This is a genomic window from Cohnella herbarum, from assembly GCF_012849095.1.
Lineage (GTDB): Bacteria > Bacillota > Bacilli > Paenibacillales > Paenibacillaceae > Cohnella > Cohnella herbarum.
In genome coordinates, this window is sequence record NZ_CP051680.1 from 1,286,933 (window position 1) to 1,304,993 (window position 18,061).

Here is an 18,061-nt window from a genome sequence, read left to right on the forward strand (position 1 = left end):
ATTTCTCAAGACGATAGTCGAGAAGAAACCCCGACCTCCGTCGGGACTTGCTCCTACATAGGAAAGGATGGTGACCGCATTGCATCGCATCATGATCTGCGAGGATGATCCGAAGCTCTCGGATATTCTGAAGACGAACTTGGAGAAGTACGGTTACGATACGGGCGTCGTCGAAGATTTCGGCAACGTTCTTGAGTTTTTCAAGTCCTATGATCCGCATCTCGTCTTGATGGACGTCAATTTGCCTAAATTCGACGGGTTCTATTGGTGCAGGCAAATCCGCTCCGTCTCCATGTGTCAGATCTTATTTCTATCCGCGCGATCGGGAGAAATGGATCAAGTGATGGCGCTCGAATACGGCGGAGACGATTACGTCACGAAGCCGTTCCACTTGGAAGTCGTAATGGCTAAGATCCGCAGTCAATTAAGACGCTCCTACGGCGAATACGCGACGAATACGGAGGAGCGGGTGGTCAAGCACTCCGGTCTGGTGCTCTATCCGGAACGATTGGAGTTAGAGCTTAACGGTAACCGCTCGACGTTAACGAAGAAAGAATCCGTCCTGCTCGAGATTCTCTTATCCGAAACCCCGCGCGTCGTCAGTCGGGAAGTTTTGTTGGAGAAACTATGGGACGATCAGGCTTTCGTTGACGAGAATACGTTAAACGTGAACATTACCCGCTTGCGGAAGAGGCTTCAGGAATTCGGCATCGAGGATGGATTGGATACCGTCAGGGGATCCGGCTACAGACTTTTGCCCGTATGGGAGAATAGGAAGTAACCGATGAAGCTGTTCTTGCGCGAGCATCTGCCGCTTGTCTTTCTACATATCATTCAATTGTTCATCATTCTCCTGATTTACTGGTTGGACGGTTATCGCAATCTGTTAACGGGTCTTTATTCGATCTTCCTTGGACTCGTATTGCTCTCCGGTTATTTGATGTACCGATACGCGACGCACAAATCGCTCTACGTTAAACTTTCCTCTCCTATGGAAACGTTAGACGAATCCATTCACGGAGGCGGTACGGCGCCGTTATCCGAAGCGGTCGACGTGCTGCTTCAAGCGCAATACGGACATTACCAACAGCAGCTCAAGCAAGCGGAGAAATCCCGCAACGATCATCTGGCGTTCATGAATCAGTGGGTGCATCAGATGAAAACTCCGTTATCGGTCATTCGGTTAATGATGGAGGAAGGGAACGATCCGCGGGCGGCAAGCATTTTAGAGGAAACGGACAGATTAGAGAAGGGGTTCGAAACGGTTCTGTACGCGGCAAGGCTAGAAACGTTCGAACGCGACTTCAAGGTCGAACCTGTCAACCTGCGTGCGCTGATCGAGAATGTCATACATGAGAACAAACGTTTGTTTATCGTCAGCAAGGTGTACCCCGATCTGAAAGTGGACCCCGGGCTTTCCGTCGAGAGCGATGCGAAATGGCTCGGTTTCATGATCGGTCAGCTCGTCACGAACGCGATCAAATACTCGGCCGAATCCCATCAGAAAGTTTTTTTTACTTCGGCCGTTACGGGCTCTGAAGCCTACCTGGAAGTCCGCGACTACGGGATCGGCATTCCGCTATCCGACCGCAAACGCATTTTTCAACCTTTCTATACGGGGGATAACGGTCGCCAATATCGGGAATCTACCGGAATGGGACTCTATTTCGCGCAAGAGATCGCCAACCGCCTTGGCCACGGAATAGAGCTTGAGTCGGAGGTAGGAGAGGGAACGTTAGTTCGCATTACCTTCAATTCATACCTTACATAGCTGTAAGGGAGATGAAAGGCAAATCGATAGAGCGGTTTTATTCCATCCGTTACACTCGGTTTAGAAGCGGACTACGAGCTGCTTAACGCTAGAGGAGAGAACGTAAATGGAGATGCTTAAAGTACATCAGTTAAACAAAATCTACGGCGGTAAGATTCCTTCCAGAGCCCTGACCGATATTAGCTTATCGATTGAACAAGGTGAATTCGTCGGCATCATGGGTCCGTCCGGAAGCGGGAAAACGACGCTGCTGAACCTGGTGGCCGCGATCGATACGCCTACGACCGGCGAAGTTCTCATTAACGGCAGTAACCCCCACAAGCTTAAGAAAGCCGAGCTTGCCCGTTTTCGCCGCAAGGAACTCGGCTTCGTATTCCAGGATTTCAATCTGCTGAACACGTTAACGGTGGAAGAAAATATCGTCTTGCCCCTTACGTTAGAGGGCGAACGGGTCAAGGTTATGGAGGAGAAAGTCGCAGCGATCGCCAAGAAGCTGGGGATTGAAGCGATTCTGAAGAAACGGACTTACGAAATATCGGGGGACAAGCTCAGCGGACCGCAATCGCCAGGGCAATGATTCATTCGCCGAAATTTTTGTTTGCGGATGAGCCAACCGGAAACTTGGATTCCAAAGCCGCCAAGGACGTCATGGAGACGTTAAGCTCAATTAATCGCGATGAAGGAACGGCGATGATGCTAGTCACGCATGATGCGGTTGCGGCGAGCTATTGTCATCGGGTTATTTTCATCAAAGACGGGCAGTTATTTAATGAGGTTAATCGTGGGGAAAGCCGGCAAGCGTTCTTCCAGAAGATTATCGACGTATTGTCGCTGATGGGAGGCAACGCGCATGACCTTTCGACAATTCGCGTTTAACAACGTCCTGCGCAACAAGCGAACGTACGCCGCCTATTTTCTAAGCAGCGCCTTCTCCGTCATGGCTTTCTTCGTCTATGCCGTGTTCGCTTTTCATCCGGATATGGAAAACGGGAACGTCCACAACAACGTCTCGACGGCTATGCATTTCGCCGAAGGATTGATCTACGCTTTCTCGTTTTTCTTCGTGCTGTTTTCGATGAGCGCATTTCTGAAGACGAGAAAAAAAGAATTCGGTTTGATGGTTATGCTCGGAATGACCGATACGCAGCTGAGGGGAATGGTTTTCCTTGAAAATGTTTTAATCGGTTTATCGGCTACGGTTACGGGCATCGGGCTCGGGCTTGTTATGGCCAAACTCATGCTGCTCTCGGCCGAAAACTTGCTTGGTCTGGACGAATCGTTGCCGTTCTATATGCCTTTGGAAGCCTTGGGGCTCACCTTTGCCGCATTCCTCGTCTTGTTCGTCGTCATTTCGATGTTTACCGTGATCATCCTTCGCGGCAACAAGCTGATCGACTTGATTAAAGGCAGCAACATGCCGAAGAAAGAGCCGAAAGCATCGAGGCTCCTGAGTTTGTTCGCAATCGTATTGCTTGGCGCCGGTTACGCGATGGCCTTAATCGCCAAGGGAATGGTCGTATTCATGGTGATGATTCCCGTCACGTTAATGGTGATCGTAGGAACCTATTTCTTATTCACGCAGCTTAGCGTGTACGTTATCGGCAAGAGCCGCAACAACCGCTCGTTCTTCTGGCGCAAAACGAATATGCTGTTCGTGTCCGATCTGGCCTATCGCATGAAGGATAATGCTAGAACGTTCTTCATGGTGTCGATCCTATCTACCGTTGCATTCTCGGCTATCGGTTCGCTGGTCGGCTTCAAGACGATGGTCACGAACACCTTCGCATCGGAACAACCGTTCGCGTTCGAATATACGGCATCCGGATCGACTAAAGATCAAGCGCAGAATGCTGTAAGCGAGATTGAGAAAGCGCTGAATGAAGCGGGTTACGATTACAAGCTGCTGCAAGCTTCGATGTCTACTCAGTCGTTAGCCAATGCGAAGGGCAGCGTATATGCAGTCAAAGCGGCCGAATTCAACGCCATTGCGACTGCGGCTGGCGAGAAACCGGTCGACTTAAAGGGCGACGAGACGGTCATGGTGTATTATGATAATCCTTCGAAAGACGAACTTCTTACGAAGATGACCGTCGTGCTCGAGAATGGGCAAGAACTGGTGCCCGTCAGCATTCAACCTTCCGTCACTTATCCGATTTCGGAAAATTACTACGTCTTATCGGATGAGAGATTCGAACGACTGAAGCACGAGAACATGGACACGTTCTATGCGTTCGACGTCGCAGAGTGGAAAAAAACGAAAAATATCGGCAAGATGCTGGAGGAGAAGTTCTCGGGAAGCAGCGACCGGTTTATATCCGCCGCCTATGAATTGGCCCAGATCAACCAAGTGTTCGGAATCATCCTCTTCATCGGTTTGTTTATCGGCGCGGTATTCTTCGTTGCTTCCGGCAGCTTCCTGTACTTCCGGTTATACGCCGATATGCCGGATGACAAGGCGAAATTCAAAGCGATTACGAAGTTAGGATTGACCGATCGGGAATTATCCTCCATTCTGACAAAACAACTGCTGATTTTATTCTTCGTACCGATCGGCGTCGCTTTCGTTCACGGCGCGGTTGCCCTGACCTCCATGCAACGGATGTTCGAGTATTCGCTGATCAAGGAATCGTTTCTCGTATTGGGAACATTCGTTCTCATTCAAGCGATTTACTTCCTTTTGATCAGATCCCGCTATATTAAGCAAGTATCTTCATTTTCAAGGTGAACATCACGCAAGGCGATGGAGGGGAATGTAGTTGCAAATCAAGATAGGCATTATCGGAACGCAGACGGTCGTGGACAAAACGCTTTCGGTCCTTAAATCATTTCCGACGTTCTTGCCCGTTGTCCGCATTGTGGAGCATGAGAAGTCGACGCCGCTCGTTGCCGAGCAACTGAGCTCCGAGGTTGAAGTCATCCTTCTGTCCGGGCCTTTGCCCCATCGAAGCGTAAAAGAGAAGCTGCCGCATTCGATGCCCGTACACTACATTCCGCTTACGGGCGCAGGGTTATACAAAGCGTTATTCCGTGCCATGCAATTGGGAAAGCTTGAAGGCGGAATATCCGTGGATACGCTCACGAAAGCGATGGTCATAAGAACGTTGAAGGACTTAGGATTGGAAAATACGCGGGTCATTGTCCATGATGGACCTGCGTATTCTTCTCCCGAGAAGCTCGTCTCGTTTCATAAGCAACAGATGGATGCCGGGAACTGCACCATCGCCTTGACCGGATCGGAGGATGTCGCCGATCGGTTAAACGACATGCAAGCGCCGAACGAATGGTTGGTGCCGTCCGAACAAGACATCATCGTAACGCTGGAACGAGCGTTGCTATCCACGGAGTCTCGCAGGGGGAAAGAATCGCAGATCGTCGTCGGGATGATTAACGTGGACGACTTCGGCAAGCTGGTCATGCAGCGAGGGAGCGAACATGAGATTCAGAAGCTGAAGCTGGACATTCACCGAATGGTGCTAGGGTACGTCGAGTCTCTGGACGGATATTTAACGTCGCTAGGCGGAGACGAGTACCTGTTCTTTACGACAAGGGGGATTTTCGAAAGGGAAACCGGCGGTTACAAGACGATTCCCCTAGCTAAGGATGCGAATAAATCTTACGGATTATCTCTAAGCTTGGGTATCGGGTTCGGTACTTCCGCGAACGAAGCGGGCACGAACGCTAGAAACGCGCTACGCAAAGCCAAGGAAGCGGGAGGGAACAGCTGCTTTATCGTACGGGAAGATTCGACGTTAATCGGCCCGCTCGAGATGGCGGACCCGGTGCAATCGATCTTATCCCCGACGGATGCGGAGCTGATCAAGAAGGCGGAGGATGCCGGAATGACTAGCGCTTATTTAAGCAAGCTGCTCACTCACATGGCCAAGTTCAGTAAATACGAGTATAAGGTGCATGATCTTGCTTCGATGCTGAACATCACCGTAAGAAGCGCCCATCGTCTGTTACTGTTGTGGACCGACAACGGATTAGTCGAGATCGCCGGAATAGAGAAAGTTCCGAAGGGGCGACCGCGGCAAATTTATCGTTTCTCCTTCCTGATGGATAAGTCTCTATAAAACGTCCCCGAGCTTTTCCTTGGCTATATAAAGACAACATAAAGACCTGTCTTTATATAAAACTTAGTCGTATCATAGGGCTATGAACGATCTATAGGGGGAATGAACGATGAGAACGGTAGCGGAATTGGAAGCCAAACTAGCCGAGCCTTCGGAAGCGTTAATAAGAGACTTAGCTAAAGTGAATGGAGATATCGTTCTGTTAGGCGTTGGAGGCAAGATGGGCCCGAGCTTAGCCAGGCTCGCAATGAACGCCATTCGCGAAGGAGATCTAGCCAAACGCGTCATCGGGGTTTCCCGTTTCTCCAATGCGGAAGCGCGCCGAGAACTGGAAGAGGCAGGCGTCGAAACGATTTCCTGCGAGTTGTTGGACGATGAAGCATTGAAGGGACTTCCGAACGTCGAGAACGTCATCTACATGGCAGGCAATAAGTTCGGGACGACGGGCAACGAACATTTCACATGGGCGATGAATACGTATTTGCCCGGCAGGGTAGCGGAGAAGTTTAAGGAATCCCGGATCGTCGTTTTCTCGTCCGGCAATATTTACCCGTTCCTGCCCGTTAGCGGAGGAGGAGCCAGCGAATCCGTCTCGCCCGAGCCATTAGGCGAGTATGCGCAATCCTGTCTCGGAAGGGAGCGAATCTTCGAATATCACTCCAATAAGAACCAAACGCCGATGGTGATGTACCGTTTGAATTATGCGATCGATATGCGCTATGGCGTGCTTCTGGAATTGGCTAAAGCGATTAACGAAGGGCGGAGCATTAATCTATCGATGGGCTTCGCTAACGTAATCTGGCAAGGAGATGCCAACGCGATGGCGCTAAGGTGCTTAACGCAATGCACCAACCCGCCTTCCATTATGAACATTACCGGTCCGGAGACTTTGTCGATACGCTGGGCGGCTAATGAATTCGCGAAACGAATCGGCAAGGAAGCGATCTTCGAAGGAGTCGAGTCGGATACCGCGTTGTTGAACAACGCATCGAAATCCCATCAACTATTCGGCTATCCGACCGTATCTTTGCTGCAGATGATCGATTGGACGGCGGAATGGGTGAAACATGGCGGGTCGACATGGAACAAGCCGACTCATTTCCAAGAACGGAAGGGGAAATTCTAATGGCTACGGGTAACGCATTGTCACGGGAATTGTTCGAAGCTCTTCATGACGGACTCGTTATTCCGGCTCATCCTCTAGCCTTGGATGAGAATCGTAAGCTGGACGCGAGACATCAACGGGCGCTAACCCGATACTATATGGCTTCCGGAGCGGGAGGAATCGCGGTAGGCGTACACTCCACGCAATTCGAGATTCGGGACAAGGAACACGATCTTTACGAGACGATCTTGAGATTAGCGGCGGAAGAAGTGACGAAAGCTAATCTTGAGCGCCCGTTCATTAAAGTCGCGGGAATATGCGGACCGACGGAGCAAGCTTTAAACGAAACCCGGATCGCGTTAGAGCTTGGTTATGAAGCGGCGCTTCTCAGCATGGGCGGCCTCAAGGGCCTGAGCGAACGGGATATTCTGGAGAGAACTCGGCGCGTCGCGGAATTGATTCCCGTCATCGGCTTCTACTTGCAACCTTCCGTCGGCGGCAGAATCTTCAGCTATGATTTTTGGCGCGAATTCGCAGAGATCCCTAACGTCGTCGCGATCAAGATGGCGCCGTTTAACCGCTACCAGACGATCGACGTCGTTCGCGCGGTCTGTTATTCGAGCAGGCGTGACGAGATTGCCCTCTATACGGGGAACGACGATAATATCATCGCCGATTTATTGACGACTTACCGTTTCGATATCGACGGCAGACCCGTGGAAAAAGCGATCGTGGGCGGATTGCTTGGACATTGGGCGGTATGGACGAACAAAGCCGTCGAGCTGATGGAAGAGATCAAGACGGTTCGGAACAACCCGGAATTATCCAAAGAATGGCTCACGCGTAATATTCAAGTCACAGACTCTAATGCGGCGTTCTTCGATCCCGCTCATCATTTCGAAGGATGCATACCCGGTATACACGAAGTATTGCGAAGGCAAGGCTTATTGAACGGGACATGGTGCCTTAATCCGGACGAGAAGCTGTCTCCGGGCCAATCGGAAGATATCGATCGCGTATACGCGCAATATCCGCATCTGAATGACGATGAGTTTGTCGCCGCTCATCTGCAGGAATGGCTTGCCGACGAATAGTTCTTACTTGGGTGGGGGGTTCAGCATTGCGATTCAAGGACGTCTTCTCCATTATCGGTCCGAGCATGATCGGACCCTCTAGCTCACATACCGCCGGCGCTGTTCGGTTAGGACGAATCGCGAGACAAATCGTCGGCGGATTACCCGAGGAAGCGGATATTTACTTCTACGGATCATTCGCGGATACTTACCGGGGGCACGGCACGGACCTCGCCATAGCCGCCGGTTTATTGGATTGCGATACCGACGATCAGCGGATCAGGGAGGCTCTTCGGTTAGCCTCCGAAGCGGGAATCAACATAAGATTTCATAAGGAACAAGCGATGGGAGTTCATCCGAATACCGCGAAAATGGTTCTGAAGCGCGATGATCGAACCGTAACAGTCACGGGATGCTCGATCGGCGGAGGCAACGTCGAAATCCTGAACGTCAATCATTTTGAAGTGAAATTCACGGCCGTGTATCCGACGTTGTTGATCTTTCACGCCGACAGGCCGGGCATGATCGCGGAGATGACGGAAATCGTCAAGGATGGGAAGATGAATATCGGGTATATGGAAGTCGATCGCAAATCCAGGAATGGCGACGTCTTGACCGTGATCGAGAGTGATGAAGCGATACCCGGCCCTGTGATCGAGCGAATTGAAAGTTTATCGAACGTGCAACGCGTATGCGTGATCGATCTTACGAACAGGGAGGGGTCATCTTGAGATTCTCCACCTTGGAGCAACTGGTTGAGTTATGCCGGGAAGAATCGGTGTCCATCGGACGATTAATGGTCATGGAGCAAGCCCAGGAAACGGGAAAGACCGAGCTGCACGTGATTGAACAGATGTCATCGTATTATCAAGTCATGAAGGAAGCGGTGCGCAAGGGACTCGAAGAAGACACGACATCCCGAAGCGGACTTACAGGCGGAGATGCGCAGCGCGTTATGAACCATTTGCAGAACAACACGTCTTCGTTAGGCTCGGAAGCCTGCTCGGCGCTGGCCTACGCGCTGGCCGTCTCCGAAGTGAACGCCTCGATGGGACGAATTATCGCTACGCCGACGGCGGGTTCCTGCGGAATCATCCCCGGCGTATTCGTCAGCTCTCAGATCCGATTCGGCTGGGACGATGCGATCTTGGTGAATGGGCTATTCGCCGCCGGCGCTATCGGTTACGTGATCGCGAACAACTCCTTCGTGTCGGGAGCCGAAGGAGGCTGTCAAGCCGAAGTCGGTTCCGCAATCGGCATGGCGGCCGGAGCGCTTACCGAGCTTCGCGGAGGAACGCCCGAGCAAGCCGTTCATGCGGTAGGTTTGGCGCTCAAAAACTCGTTAGGTCTCATCTGCGACCCGGTCGGCGGACTCGTAGAGATCCCGTGCATCGTAAGAAACGGCTTCGGTGCGGTAACCGCGCTGGCCGCGACGGATATGGCGCTCGCCGGCGTGCGCAGCGTAATTCCCTCTGATGAAGTCATCGGGGTCATGCTTGAGGTCGGTACGGCCATGCCGGAGAAACATAGAGAAACCTCGAAAGGCGGTCTAGCCCAAACGCCCACAGGCCGTAAAATCATGAATCGACTATACGGTAAGGGAGGCACGACTAAGTCATGAGTATTTTGCTTAGAGGCCAGGCGATCGCGGAAGAGTTGATCCAGTTCAGAAGAGATCTGCACCGCCATCCCGAATTAAGCTTTCAAGAGAGCGAAACGGCAGCCAAAGTCGCCGAACGGCTTACGCGAATCGGCGTTCCCTATCGAGAAGGAGTCGGCGGCCATGGAATCGTCGCGGACATTCGCGGCGAGCAGCCAGGCCCGATTGTTGCGCTGCGAGCCGATATGGATGCGTTGCCTATTCAGGAGGAAACGGAACTCGACTATCGCTCGGTACGTCCGGGAATCATGCATGCTTGCGGACATGACGCGCACACGTCAATCCTGTTAGGAGCTGCGAAGCTGCTTGCGGAAGACAGAGGGAAACTGCACGGTTCGGTCCGCTTGATCTTTCAATCGGCGGAGGAAATCAATGCCGGGGCGAAAGCCATGATCGAGCAAGGGGTATTGGACGGCGTTAACGAGATCTACGGACTACATAATCTTCCGACTTTACCCGCGGGAATGGTCGCGACCCGACACGGGGCGATGATGGGCTCCGTCGATCGAATCGAAATTACTCTCGAAGGGAAAGGAGGACACGGGGCGATTCCCGATCAAAGCATTGATCCGATCGTATGCGCATCGGCCATCGTGATGTCGCTGCAAACGATCATCAGCAGAGAAGCTTCACCGTTCGAGCCTGTCGTCGTAACGATCGGAAGCATTCGTTCGGGAGACGCGAATAACGTCATTCCGCAAACTTGCGAAATGACCGGAACCGTACGTACGTTCGATCCTCGCGTTCAAGAGCAAATACCCGAGAGAATCGAACGTATCGTCAATCGAATCGCTGAAGGATATCGATGCAAGGTCCGGTTAACCTACATTCGCCAAGTGCCTGTGTTGGTTAACCACGATGCCCCCGTTCTCCATGTAGATGCCGTCGTAGATACCGTGATCGGTTCGGACCGTAGAATGACCGCTCAGCCGACGTTGGCGGGAGAAGACTTTTCCGTCTATCTAGCCCTTGTGCCTGGATGCTTCTTCTGGTTGGGGTCCGGCCCCGAGACGAATGCGGATCGGGCTTACGGCCTGCATCATCCGAAATTCACGGTGAACGAGGAATGTATTCCGCTAGGATCCGCATTGTTAGCCGAGATAGCCTCCCAACGTCTAGTCGAACTGTCGAGTCGAAGCGGCAATCTCGATACCGAAATACGTTCGTAATGCCGAAGTAAACTCTTCTTGCGTTTGAGCGGTGTAAATGGTGGCGTCCGAGTCCGTAAATGTGCGGAATTCTTTACCGGTTAACGAATGACGGCCTTCAGGAGTGCGGATAGCGGCTATCGGTACCTTGTTGAAATTGGAATCCGGGGAGTTCTCGCACCAATAGGATGCCATAATGTAGTCCGTAGGGAATTGCGGTTCTTCCGTGAAGGAATAAATCAATCTCCATTGCTCGTCTTTGCGTTCTTGCAACAACCAGCCGTAAGTCTCGTCTCTCATTAATCGATAGATTTCATCGCCTTGTTGCTGATTCAGCCCTTCGGTTAATCGAATCGGTTGGCGAGGGGCGACTCCGCCGACTCCAACGTCGCATAGATAACGGTGATCTTCCAATTGCACGACTAAGATTTGATGTCTGCGTTGAGGGGGAGTTACCGGCACATCTCGCCAGAAGCGGGAAAACAGATCGGTAACGGTAAAACCAAGCTCTCTTAACAACCAGCCGTACAGCGCATTTAGTTCGAAACAATAGCCTCCGCGGCGACGAAGAACGATTTTGTCATAGAGATCCGTTAGCTCTAAAGAAAGAGGAGTGCCGTTGATAATATCGAGATTCTCATAGGGCACTGCAAGCACATGACGCTCCTGAAGTCGAGTTAGCGTAGCCAGGCTGGCATCAACGGAGCCCGCATATTGTATTCGATCCAAATAAGCCCGTATTCGGGGTGAAACATCGTATGGTTCCGCGGTCATATCAATTCCTCCCAGCTTTACGCTTCAGGTTAATGGGTTCTAGTTCCTTCTCTCATTATACGATTAGCTACTATCGGATGAATACAATGATCTGATGGAGATGCTGTACCACTAAATAATGCACTAAGCCAAAGTTTTGGCTTGGTGCATTTTCTATTTTGGCACCCGAATTAGATAGGACTAAGCTGTGAAGATGTTTGACCACTCCGTACTTTCGTATTGTTGTTAATGATATAATATAAACGGTCTTTGACCATAGCAAAGATCATCATACCTGAGCGGCATAGGGGAGTAGAGTAGGATGTTCAATACGAGATTCAGCATTCGTTCCAAAATCGTACTAGGTTATCTTGTTATCATCATTTGCCTGGGGTTATCTATTTTTATTCTAAGCGATCGAATCGATTCGATGGATAAAGAGATTAAGTTTATTACAAACCACGATATCGAAGTCCATAATTTATCCAATCAAATTGAAAAACAAGTATTGGATATGGTATCGGGACATCGAGGATATATTATTTCGGGCGAAGAGAGGTATTTGGACCCCTATACGATGGCCAAGGAAATGTGGGTGGCCGATTATAAGCAGCTCTTCCAGCTCGTAACCGATAATCCGAGTCAACAAACGAACCTAGATGCAATCAAAACCAATATCGAACAGTGGATTGAAACGATGGGTGAGCCGATTATCGCACTCAAGAATGAAAACAAAGAGCAGGAAATCTTGAGCTTGTACAAGGCGGACACGGGAAAAGTAATTCTGGATCGGATTTCATCCCAACTGAACGATTTCCGCATGATAGAAAAGGCTTTAACCCAGCAACGGTCTGATATTCTGAATCAAAGAAATGCGGATCTGAAAGTAGTCCTGTTTCTCATTTTACTAATCGTAACCGTAATTTCCCTTGTGGTTTCCTATGTCATTTCAGGGACGATTGTTAAATCGATTAAACAAGTCGCCAAAACCATCGTAGACATTGCTTCCGCGGAAGGGAACTTAAGCGCAAGAAGAATCGTGATTACGACCCGAGACGAGATCCAGGATCTTGGGGAAGCGACGAATCAGCTATTGCAAAGTCACGAAAGTCAGAATTGGCTTCAAACCGGCATTGCTGAAGTTGGAACGGCCTTCCAAGGACATTCGCAAATTTCTGAATTAGCGCAGTCGGCTATTACGAAGTTGGCCTACTTGTTGAATGTCTCGCATGGCGTATTTTATCGTCGTTCTGAAGATAATCTAACGATGATCGCTTCTTTTGCAGCTTCCGGAGACGTTCATTCGATAGCCGGATTTCGAATCGGCGAAGGGATCGTGGGACAAGCCGCGCTTGAGAAGCGTACCTTCCTGTTACATTCGGTTCCGGAAAATCACATTAAAATTACTACGGGATTAGGACAATCTTCACCGAAAAGCATTCTAATCGTGCCCATTGCGTTTGAAGGCAAAATAAAAGGCGTCATCGAGTTAGCTTCTTTGGAAGCATTCACTCCCTTACAACAGCAACTGGTAGAGCAAACTTCGAAAACCTTGGGCATTGCGATGAACAGCGTCGTTACTCAGATGGAAGTTCAGCGTTTATTGGAGGATTCGCAAGCCTTATCGGAAGAACTGCAAGCCCAGACCGAAGAGTTGCAGCAACAAGCAGAAGAGCTGCAAGCTCAGTCGGAGGAATTAATCGCCCAACAAGATGAGCTTAAAGCTTCCAATGATTCGCTAAAGCTGTCCGAAGAGCGCCTGAAACGCCAACAGGAACAATTGCTGCTGAGCAATCAGGAAACGGAAGAAAAAAACGAGCAGGTAGAAATACAAAATGCCGTTCTTGAAAAACAGAAAGCCGAACTTATTTCGGCAACCCGATATAAATCCGAGTTTCTAGCTAATATGTCGCATGAACTGCGGACGCCATTAAATAGCTTGCTTATTTTGTCACAGCTGTTGGCTGATAATATCGAAGGCAATCTTCATCCGAAGCAAATCGATTTTGCTAAAACCATTCATACTTCAGGAAGCGATTTGCTTCGGCTTATTGATGAAATTCTGGATTTATCCAAAGTCGAATCCGGTCAAATGATCGTCGAAATGGAGCCCGTATTCCTTGAAGAGATTAAAGACAGCCTTTGGGGAGTTTTTCAACCGATGGCGAATGACAAGGGCATCGATTTCCACATTCATCTCGAACAATCTTTGCCTGAAGCCATCTACACGGATGGTCATCGTCTCCGGCAAACTTGAAAAACTTATTATCTAATGCCGTTAAATTTACGAATCAAGGTCATGTCGCGCTACGAATACATAGATCGGGTACGTCCGTAGGCAACTCTTCCGAACACGATCATTTCATCGCTTTCTCCGTTACCGATACTGGAATTGGCATTTCTATGGATAAGAGAGAAGTCATCTTCGAAGCCTTCCAGCAGGCTGACGGTACGACGAGTCGAAAGTACGGCGGAACTGGCTTAGGACTTACGATCAGCCGCGAGCTTTCTGCCCTGTTAGGGGGAAGCATTGAGATAGAAAGCAATGAAGGAGAAGGAAGCACCTTCACCCTATATATACCGGAGTCCCGGATGAGTTCTCCTCATTTTGCTTCAGAGGAAGTGAGCACAGCCGCATCGGGATCCATTGTCGCTCCGCTTGCAGATGAAATACTACTTCCAAGAATTGAACTAAACAACCCGGAACTGCTTCTGAGTTCGGAAGTGGAAGACGACCGAGCGGAGATCAAGCCAGGCGACAGAGTGCTGCTTATTATCGAGGACGATATCCATTTTGCCAAGATTATTCTGGAAATGGCTCGATCCCGCGAGTTCAAGGGAATCGTCGCGTTGCAAGGCGATACGGGAATGGCGCTTGCCCATGCGTACAAACCAGACGCGATCATGCTGGATATTCAACTTCCGGTTATCGATGGCTGGTCGATTCTTGAACGTCTTAAGCAACACCCGGACACTCGGCATATTCCCATTCATGTCCTTTCCATTATTGATGAACCGCAGCAAGGACTGATGATGGGAGCGATGGCTTATCTGAAGAAACCGGTCAATAAAGAAACTATCGACAAGGCATTCACTCGAATCGAATCCTTCATGAAACGTGATCTCAAGCGTCTTCTTATCGTCGAAGACGATATTGTCTTGAGGGATAGCATGGTGGAACTGATTGGACATGACGACGTAGTCATTACCGCCGTTTCCACTGGCCAGGAAGCGCTCAAGGAGCTTCAGACGGAACACTTTGATTGTATGGTCATGGATTTGGGATTGTCTGATATTTCGGGCTTCGAGTTGCTCGATCTGATAAGACATACGGAGAGGTTGCTGCAGCTTCCGATCATTATATATACCGGCAAGGAATTGGATAGAAAAGAAGAAATCCAACTGAAGAAGTACGCGGAAAGTATTATTATCAAAAACGTAAAATCGCAAGAACGACTCTTTGACGAAACTGCTTTGTTCCTTCATCGGGTGGAAGCGAACTTACCTGAGGAACGGCGTAAGATGTTGAAAAAGCTGTATAGCAACGAAACCGCTTTTGTCGGAAAACGAATTCTCTTGGTAGAAGACGACATGCGTAATATCTTCGCATTATCCAATGTATTGAGCGCTTATAACTTGGACGTTACTTTTGCTGAAAACGGTAAAGAATCATTAGAGATTCTGCGGCAAGATCAAAGTTTCGATTTGATCCTGATGGACATTATGATGCCGGAGATGGACGGGTACCAAACGATGAAGGAGATTCGGGCGATGCCCCATTTCGAGAAACTTCCGATTATCGCATTAACGGCCAAAGCAATGAAAGAGGATCGCCAGAAGTGTCTGGATGCTGGAGCGTCCGATTATATTAGTAAACCGATCGATACCGTGAAATTGCTATCTTTGTTGAAGGTATGGTTGTACGCGTAAGGAGGCCGTAGGAATTATGAATGAATTGAAGACAATGGAAGAGGAGTACCGTGAAAAAATTGAAGTGGAGCTACTGTTGGAAGCCATCTACCGAATGTATGGCTATGACTTTCGGAACTACGCCTATGATTCGATAAGGCGCCGAATTCGACATGGAATGCGCAATATTGGAGTAAACAATATAGCTGCCCTTATCGAGCAGATCTTGCATAATTCGGATAAAATGCAGCTAATGCTTCCTAACTTGGTGGTGAATGTCACGGAAATGTTCCGTGATCCTTCCCTCTTCCTGGCTTTCCGGGAAAAGGTTGTGCCGTTTCTTCATACGTATCCCCATATCCGAATATGGCACGCAGGTTGCTCAACAGGCGAAGAAGTGTTGTCCATGGCGATCCTTCTTCAAGAAGAAGGGCTTTACGATAAGGCGCGTATTTACGCCACCGATATTGATGAGAACGTGTTAGAAAAAGCCAAATCGGGAATCTTTCCTTTACAAAATATGAAGGCATACACGCAAAATTACATTCAATCCGGAGGAACGGGATTCTTTTCGGATTACTATACCGTACATTACAATGCGGCACGCTTTAACCCCTCCTTGATGAAAAATATCGTGTTTGCTCGGCATAATTTAGTGACCGATCAGTCATTTAATGAGTTTAACGTCATTTTCTGCCGGAATGTGATGATTTATTTCGATAAGAACTTGCAGAACCGAGTCCATCGTTTATTTCATGAAAGTTTGAGCATGTTTGGCTTTCTAGCATTAGGCGACCGGGAGTCCATCCAATTCAGCGGATATGAGGATTGTTACGAATCGATCGATATTAAAGAAAAGCTATATCGGAAAGAGAAATAATAGGAGGGGGGCGACGGCTATGCAACGTGACTATCCCATTAATATTTTGTTAGTCGATGATCATCCCGAAAACTTGCTGGCCATTGAAGCAGTGCTGGAGAGCGAACCCTATCGATTGATACGCGCTTACTCCGGTCCCGAAGCTCTTCGTTGTTTGTTAAGGAATGAAATTGCAGTTATTTTACTCGATGTCCAGATGCCGGGAATGGACGGCTTCGAAACGGCGCGTCATATTAAAGCTTACGACAATTCTAAAAGTATTCCGATCATTTTCATTACCGCGTCAAGCAATGAATCCAAGCATTTTTCCGCCGGTTATTCTGCCGGGGCAATTGATTATATGGTCAAACCGTTTATCCCCTATGTGTTAAAATCCAAGATCCAAGGTTTCGTCCAGTTGTATGATGTACAAAAAACGTTAAAACAACAGTCTAACCAACTTGAGATCATTAACCGTGACTTGGTGCAAACAACCGAGCAATTGAGAAAGTCTGAAGCTCAAGCGCGCGTTATCATGGAAACATCCATCGATTCGATGATGATCTTTACTTCCAAAGGAACCATTTTACAAGCGAATCCTGCCGTAGAAGAAATGTTCGGATATTCCAGACAGGAATTGATTGGACAAGAGATCAAGCTATTACTTCCGACCTTAGGGAGCAATTATCAAGATTGGATCGGAACGGTAAGAGAAGTGACGCCTCACCGAAAAGATTTATCCACATTTCCGGCAGAAATTCAATTGGGCGAATCTAATGAAAACTCTTCCTTGCTCGCGTGTACAGTTCGAGATATTACCGATCGGAAATTAAGAGAAGCGGAATTATTTCAAGCGAAAGAGATGGCGGAACAAGCTTCTAGAATCAAAACGGATTTTCTCGCGATCATGAGCCATGAGATTCGTACGCCATTAAATGGCGTAATCGGGATGATAGATATTTTGCTCGATTCCGGATTTACGGAGAAGCAACATGAGCTGGCTGAAGTGGTGATGAATAGCGGGAACACTTTGTTGTCCATCATGAACAATGTGCTCGATTTCTCGAAGATGGAATCGGAGCGTCTTGAGCTGGAGGAAGAGTCATTTCTACTCACCGCGTGCGTGGAACAAGTCCGCGATATGTTTACTTCCCAGCTTCAGGAGAAACAGTTAGAGATGGTTTATGTAATAGATCCGGAACTGCCGCAATTCATTCGAGGAGATATTAACCGATTACAGCAAATTCTACTGAATCTAGTCGGTAATGCGATCAAATTCACGGATGAGGGAGGCGTGTATCTTGTCGTTAGCAAGATCGGAGAGACGCAGAACTCTGTTTTGATCGAATTTACGATTAAAGATACAGGAATCGGAGTTCCCTCTGATATCGTAGGACGGCTGTTTCAACCCTTTTCACAAGCGGATGCTTCGATAAACCGTAAATACGGGGGGACGGGATTAGGGCTCGCCATCTGTAATACGCTAGTGAACCTTATGGGCGGTAGCTTACGAATGGATTCGACGGCCGATGAGGCAGGTGCAACATTTGTGTTTACGGTGAATCTGAAACCATGTACCAGCTCCGGATCGGAATATTCATCCGCACTTGCCAAAAGCTATGCTGCCCAACTGAATTGACGTAAGGAGCGTAACCGTATAAAATGAATTTGTTGCTCAGTAACTTAGTAATTTAGTAAATCAGTGAATGC

At 48.9% G+C, this 18,061-nt stretch carries 14 protein-coding genes and 1 pseudogene; 14 read left to right on the plus strand and 1 reads right to left on the minus strand.

The genetic code is table 11. The features are described from left to right. Positions 1 to 79: 79 nt before the first annotated feature. The 10 genes and pseudogenes from HH215_RS05510 to HH215_RS05555 all read left to right on the plus strand — a co-directional run bounded on the left by HH215_RS05510 (position 80) and on the right by HH215_RS05555 (position 10,851). A complete protein-coding gene (locus HH215_RS05510; protein ID WP_169278989.1) occupies positions 80 to 781 on the plus strand; it encodes a response regulator transcription factor in 702 nt (233 codons plus the stop codon). A 3-nt stretch (positions 782 to 784) separates the two neighbouring features. After that, positions 785 to 1,771 carry a sensor histidine kinase gene (locus tag HH215_RS05515; RefSeq protein WP_169278990.1) on the plus strand — a complete coding sequence of 329 codons (987 nt, stop codon included), beginning with the start codon at positions 785 to 787 and terminating at the stop codon, positions 1,769 to 1,771. A gap of 106 nt (positions 1,772 to 1,877) precedes the next feature. Next, positions 1,878 to 2,647 (plus strand): annotated as a pseudogene (locus HH215_RS05520) (ABC transporter ATP-binding protein). Next, positions 2,622 to 4,496 (plus strand): FtsX-like permease family protein, encoded by a 1,875-nt coding sequence (locus HH215_RS05525; protein ID WP_169278991.1) that lies wholly within the window; start codon positions 2,622 to 2,624, stop codon positions 4,494 to 4,496. Before HH215_RS05520 ends, HH215_RS05525 begins: the two are co-directional and overlap by 26 nt. Positions 4,497 to 4,527: 31 nt before the next feature. Beyond that, positions 4,528 to 5,844, plus strand: a complete 1,317-nt coding sequence (locus HH215_RS05530; protein WP_169278992.1) for a GGDEF domain-containing protein — start codon at positions 4,528 to 4,530, stop codon at positions 5,842 to 5,844. A 109-nt stretch (positions 5,845 to 5,953) separates the two neighbouring features. Next, a complete protein-coding gene (locus HH215_RS05535; protein WP_169278993.1) occupies positions 5,954 to 6,970 on the plus strand; it encodes an NAD-dependent epimerase/dehydratase family protein in 1,017 nt (338 codons plus the stop codon). Next, positions 6,970 to 8,043 (plus strand): dihydrodipicolinate synthase family protein, encoded by a 1,074-nt coding sequence (locus HH215_RS05540; protein ID WP_169278994.1) that lies wholly within the window; start codon positions 6,970 to 6,972, stop codon positions 8,041 to 8,043. Before HH215_RS05535 ends, HH215_RS05540 begins: the two co-directional genes overlap by 1 nt. Positions 8,044 to 8,069: 26 nt before the next feature. After that, positions 8,070 to 8,753, plus strand: coding sequence for an L-serine ammonia-lyase, iron-sulfur-dependent subunit beta (gene sdaAB / locus HH215_RS05545; RefSeq protein ID WP_169278995.1), 684 nt, complete (start codon positions 8,070 to 8,072; stop codon positions 8,751 to 8,753). Then, entirely contained in the window at positions 8,750 to 9,643 is an 894-nt protein-coding gene (gene sdaAA, locus HH215_RS05550; protein WP_169278996.1) for an L-serine ammonia-lyase, iron-sulfur-dependent, subunit alpha, read from the plus strand. The genes sdaAB and sdaAA overlap by 4 nt, the downstream gene beginning before the upstream one ends. Next, the gene (locus HH215_RS05555) at positions 9,640 to 10,851 is read left to right on the plus strand and encodes a M20 metallopeptidase family protein (RefSeq protein WP_169278997.1); all 1,212 of its coding nucleotides are present in this window, start codon (positions 9,640 to 9,642) and stop codon (positions 10,849 to 10,851) included. Before sdaAA ends, HH215_RS05555 begins: the two co-directional genes overlap by 4 nt. Here HH215_RS05555 and HH215_RS05560 read toward each other — a convergent pair. Then, the gene (locus tag HH215_RS05560) at positions 10,798 to 11,604 is read right to left on the minus strand and encodes an arylamine N-acetyltransferase family protein (RefSeq protein WP_169278998.1); all 807 of its coding nucleotides are present in this window, start codon (positions 11,602 to 11,604) and stop codon (positions 10,798 to 10,800) included. The genes HH215_RS05555 and HH215_RS05560 overlap by 54 nt on opposite strands. A gap of 301 nt (positions 11,605 to 11,905) precedes the next feature. Here HH215_RS05560 and HH215_RS05565 point away from each other — a divergent pair, with 301 nt between their 5' ends. Genes HH215_RS05565 through HH215_RS05580 form a run of 4 tightly spaced genes read left to right on the plus strand, consistent with a single transcriptional unit; the run spans position 11,906 to position 17,990 of the window. Beyond that, positions 11,906 to 13,840: a CHASE3 domain-containing protein gene (locus HH215_RS05565; protein WP_169278999.1), complete on the plus strand. Its 1,935-nt coding sequence runs from the start codon at positions 11,906 to 11,908 to the stop codon at positions 13,838 to 13,840. Beyond that, on the plus strand, positions 13,837 to 15,513 hold the full coding sequence (locus tag HH215_RS05570; RefSeq protein ID WP_254450376.1) for a response regulator: 1,677 nt from the start codon (positions 13,837 to 13,839) through the stop codon (positions 15,511 to 15,513). The genes HH215_RS05565 and HH215_RS05570 overlap by 4 nt, the downstream gene beginning before the upstream one ends. Positions 15,514 to 15,529: 16 nt before the next feature. Continuing rightward, the gene (locus tag HH215_RS05575; RefSeq protein WP_254450377.1) at positions 15,530 to 16,372 is read left to right on the plus strand and encodes a CheR family methyltransferase; all 843 of its coding nucleotides are present in this window, start codon (positions 15,530 to 15,532) and stop codon (positions 16,370 to 16,372) included. A gap of 19 nt (positions 16,373 to 16,391) precedes the next feature. After that, entirely contained in the window at positions 16,392 to 17,990 is a 1,599-nt protein-coding gene (locus tag HH215_RS05580; protein ID WP_169279000.1) for an ATP-binding protein, read from the plus strand. The last annotated feature ends 71 nt before the right edge of the window (positions 17,991 to 18,061 follow it).

What these genes read in the sequence shown, in the direction of transcription:
- HH215_RS05565 (WP_169278999.1), top strand. Translation starts at nt 11,906, where the DNA reads ATGTTCAATACGAGATTCAGCATTCGTTCCAAAATCGTACTAGGTTAT.
- HH215_RS05515 (WP_169278990.1), top strand. Translation starts at nt 785, where the DNA reads ATGAAGCTGTTCTTGCGCGAGCATCTGCCGCTTGTCTTTCTACATATC.
- HH215_RS05575 (WP_254450377.1), top strand. Translation starts at nt 15,530, where the DNA reads ATGAATGAATTGAAGACAATGGAAGAGGAGTACCGTGAAAAAATTGAA.
- HH215_RS05560 (WP_169278998.1), bottom strand. Translation starts at nt 11,604, where the DNA reads ATGACCGCGGAACCATACGATGTTTCACCCCGAATACGGGCTTATTTG.
- HH215_RS05525 (WP_169278991.1), top strand. Translation starts at nt 2,622, where the DNA reads ATGACCTTTCGACAATTCGCGTTTAACAACGTCCTGCGCAACAAGCGA.
- HH215_RS05535 (WP_169278993.1), top strand. Translation starts at nt 5,954, where the DNA reads ATGAGAACGGTAGCGGAATTGGAAGCCAAACTAGCCGAGCCTTCGGAA.
- HH215_RS05555 (WP_169278997.1), top strand. Translation starts at nt 9,640, where the DNA reads ATGAGTATTTTGCTTAGAGGCCAGGCGATCGCGGAAGAGTTGATCCAG.
- HH215_RS05580 (WP_169279000.1), top strand. Translation starts at nt 16,392, where the DNA reads ATGCAACGTGACTATCCCATTAATATTTTGTTAGTCGATGATCATCCC.
- HH215_RS05540 (WP_169278994.1), top strand. Translation starts at nt 6,970, where the DNA reads ATGGCTACGGGTAACGCATTGTCACGGGAATTGTTCGAAGCTCTTCAT.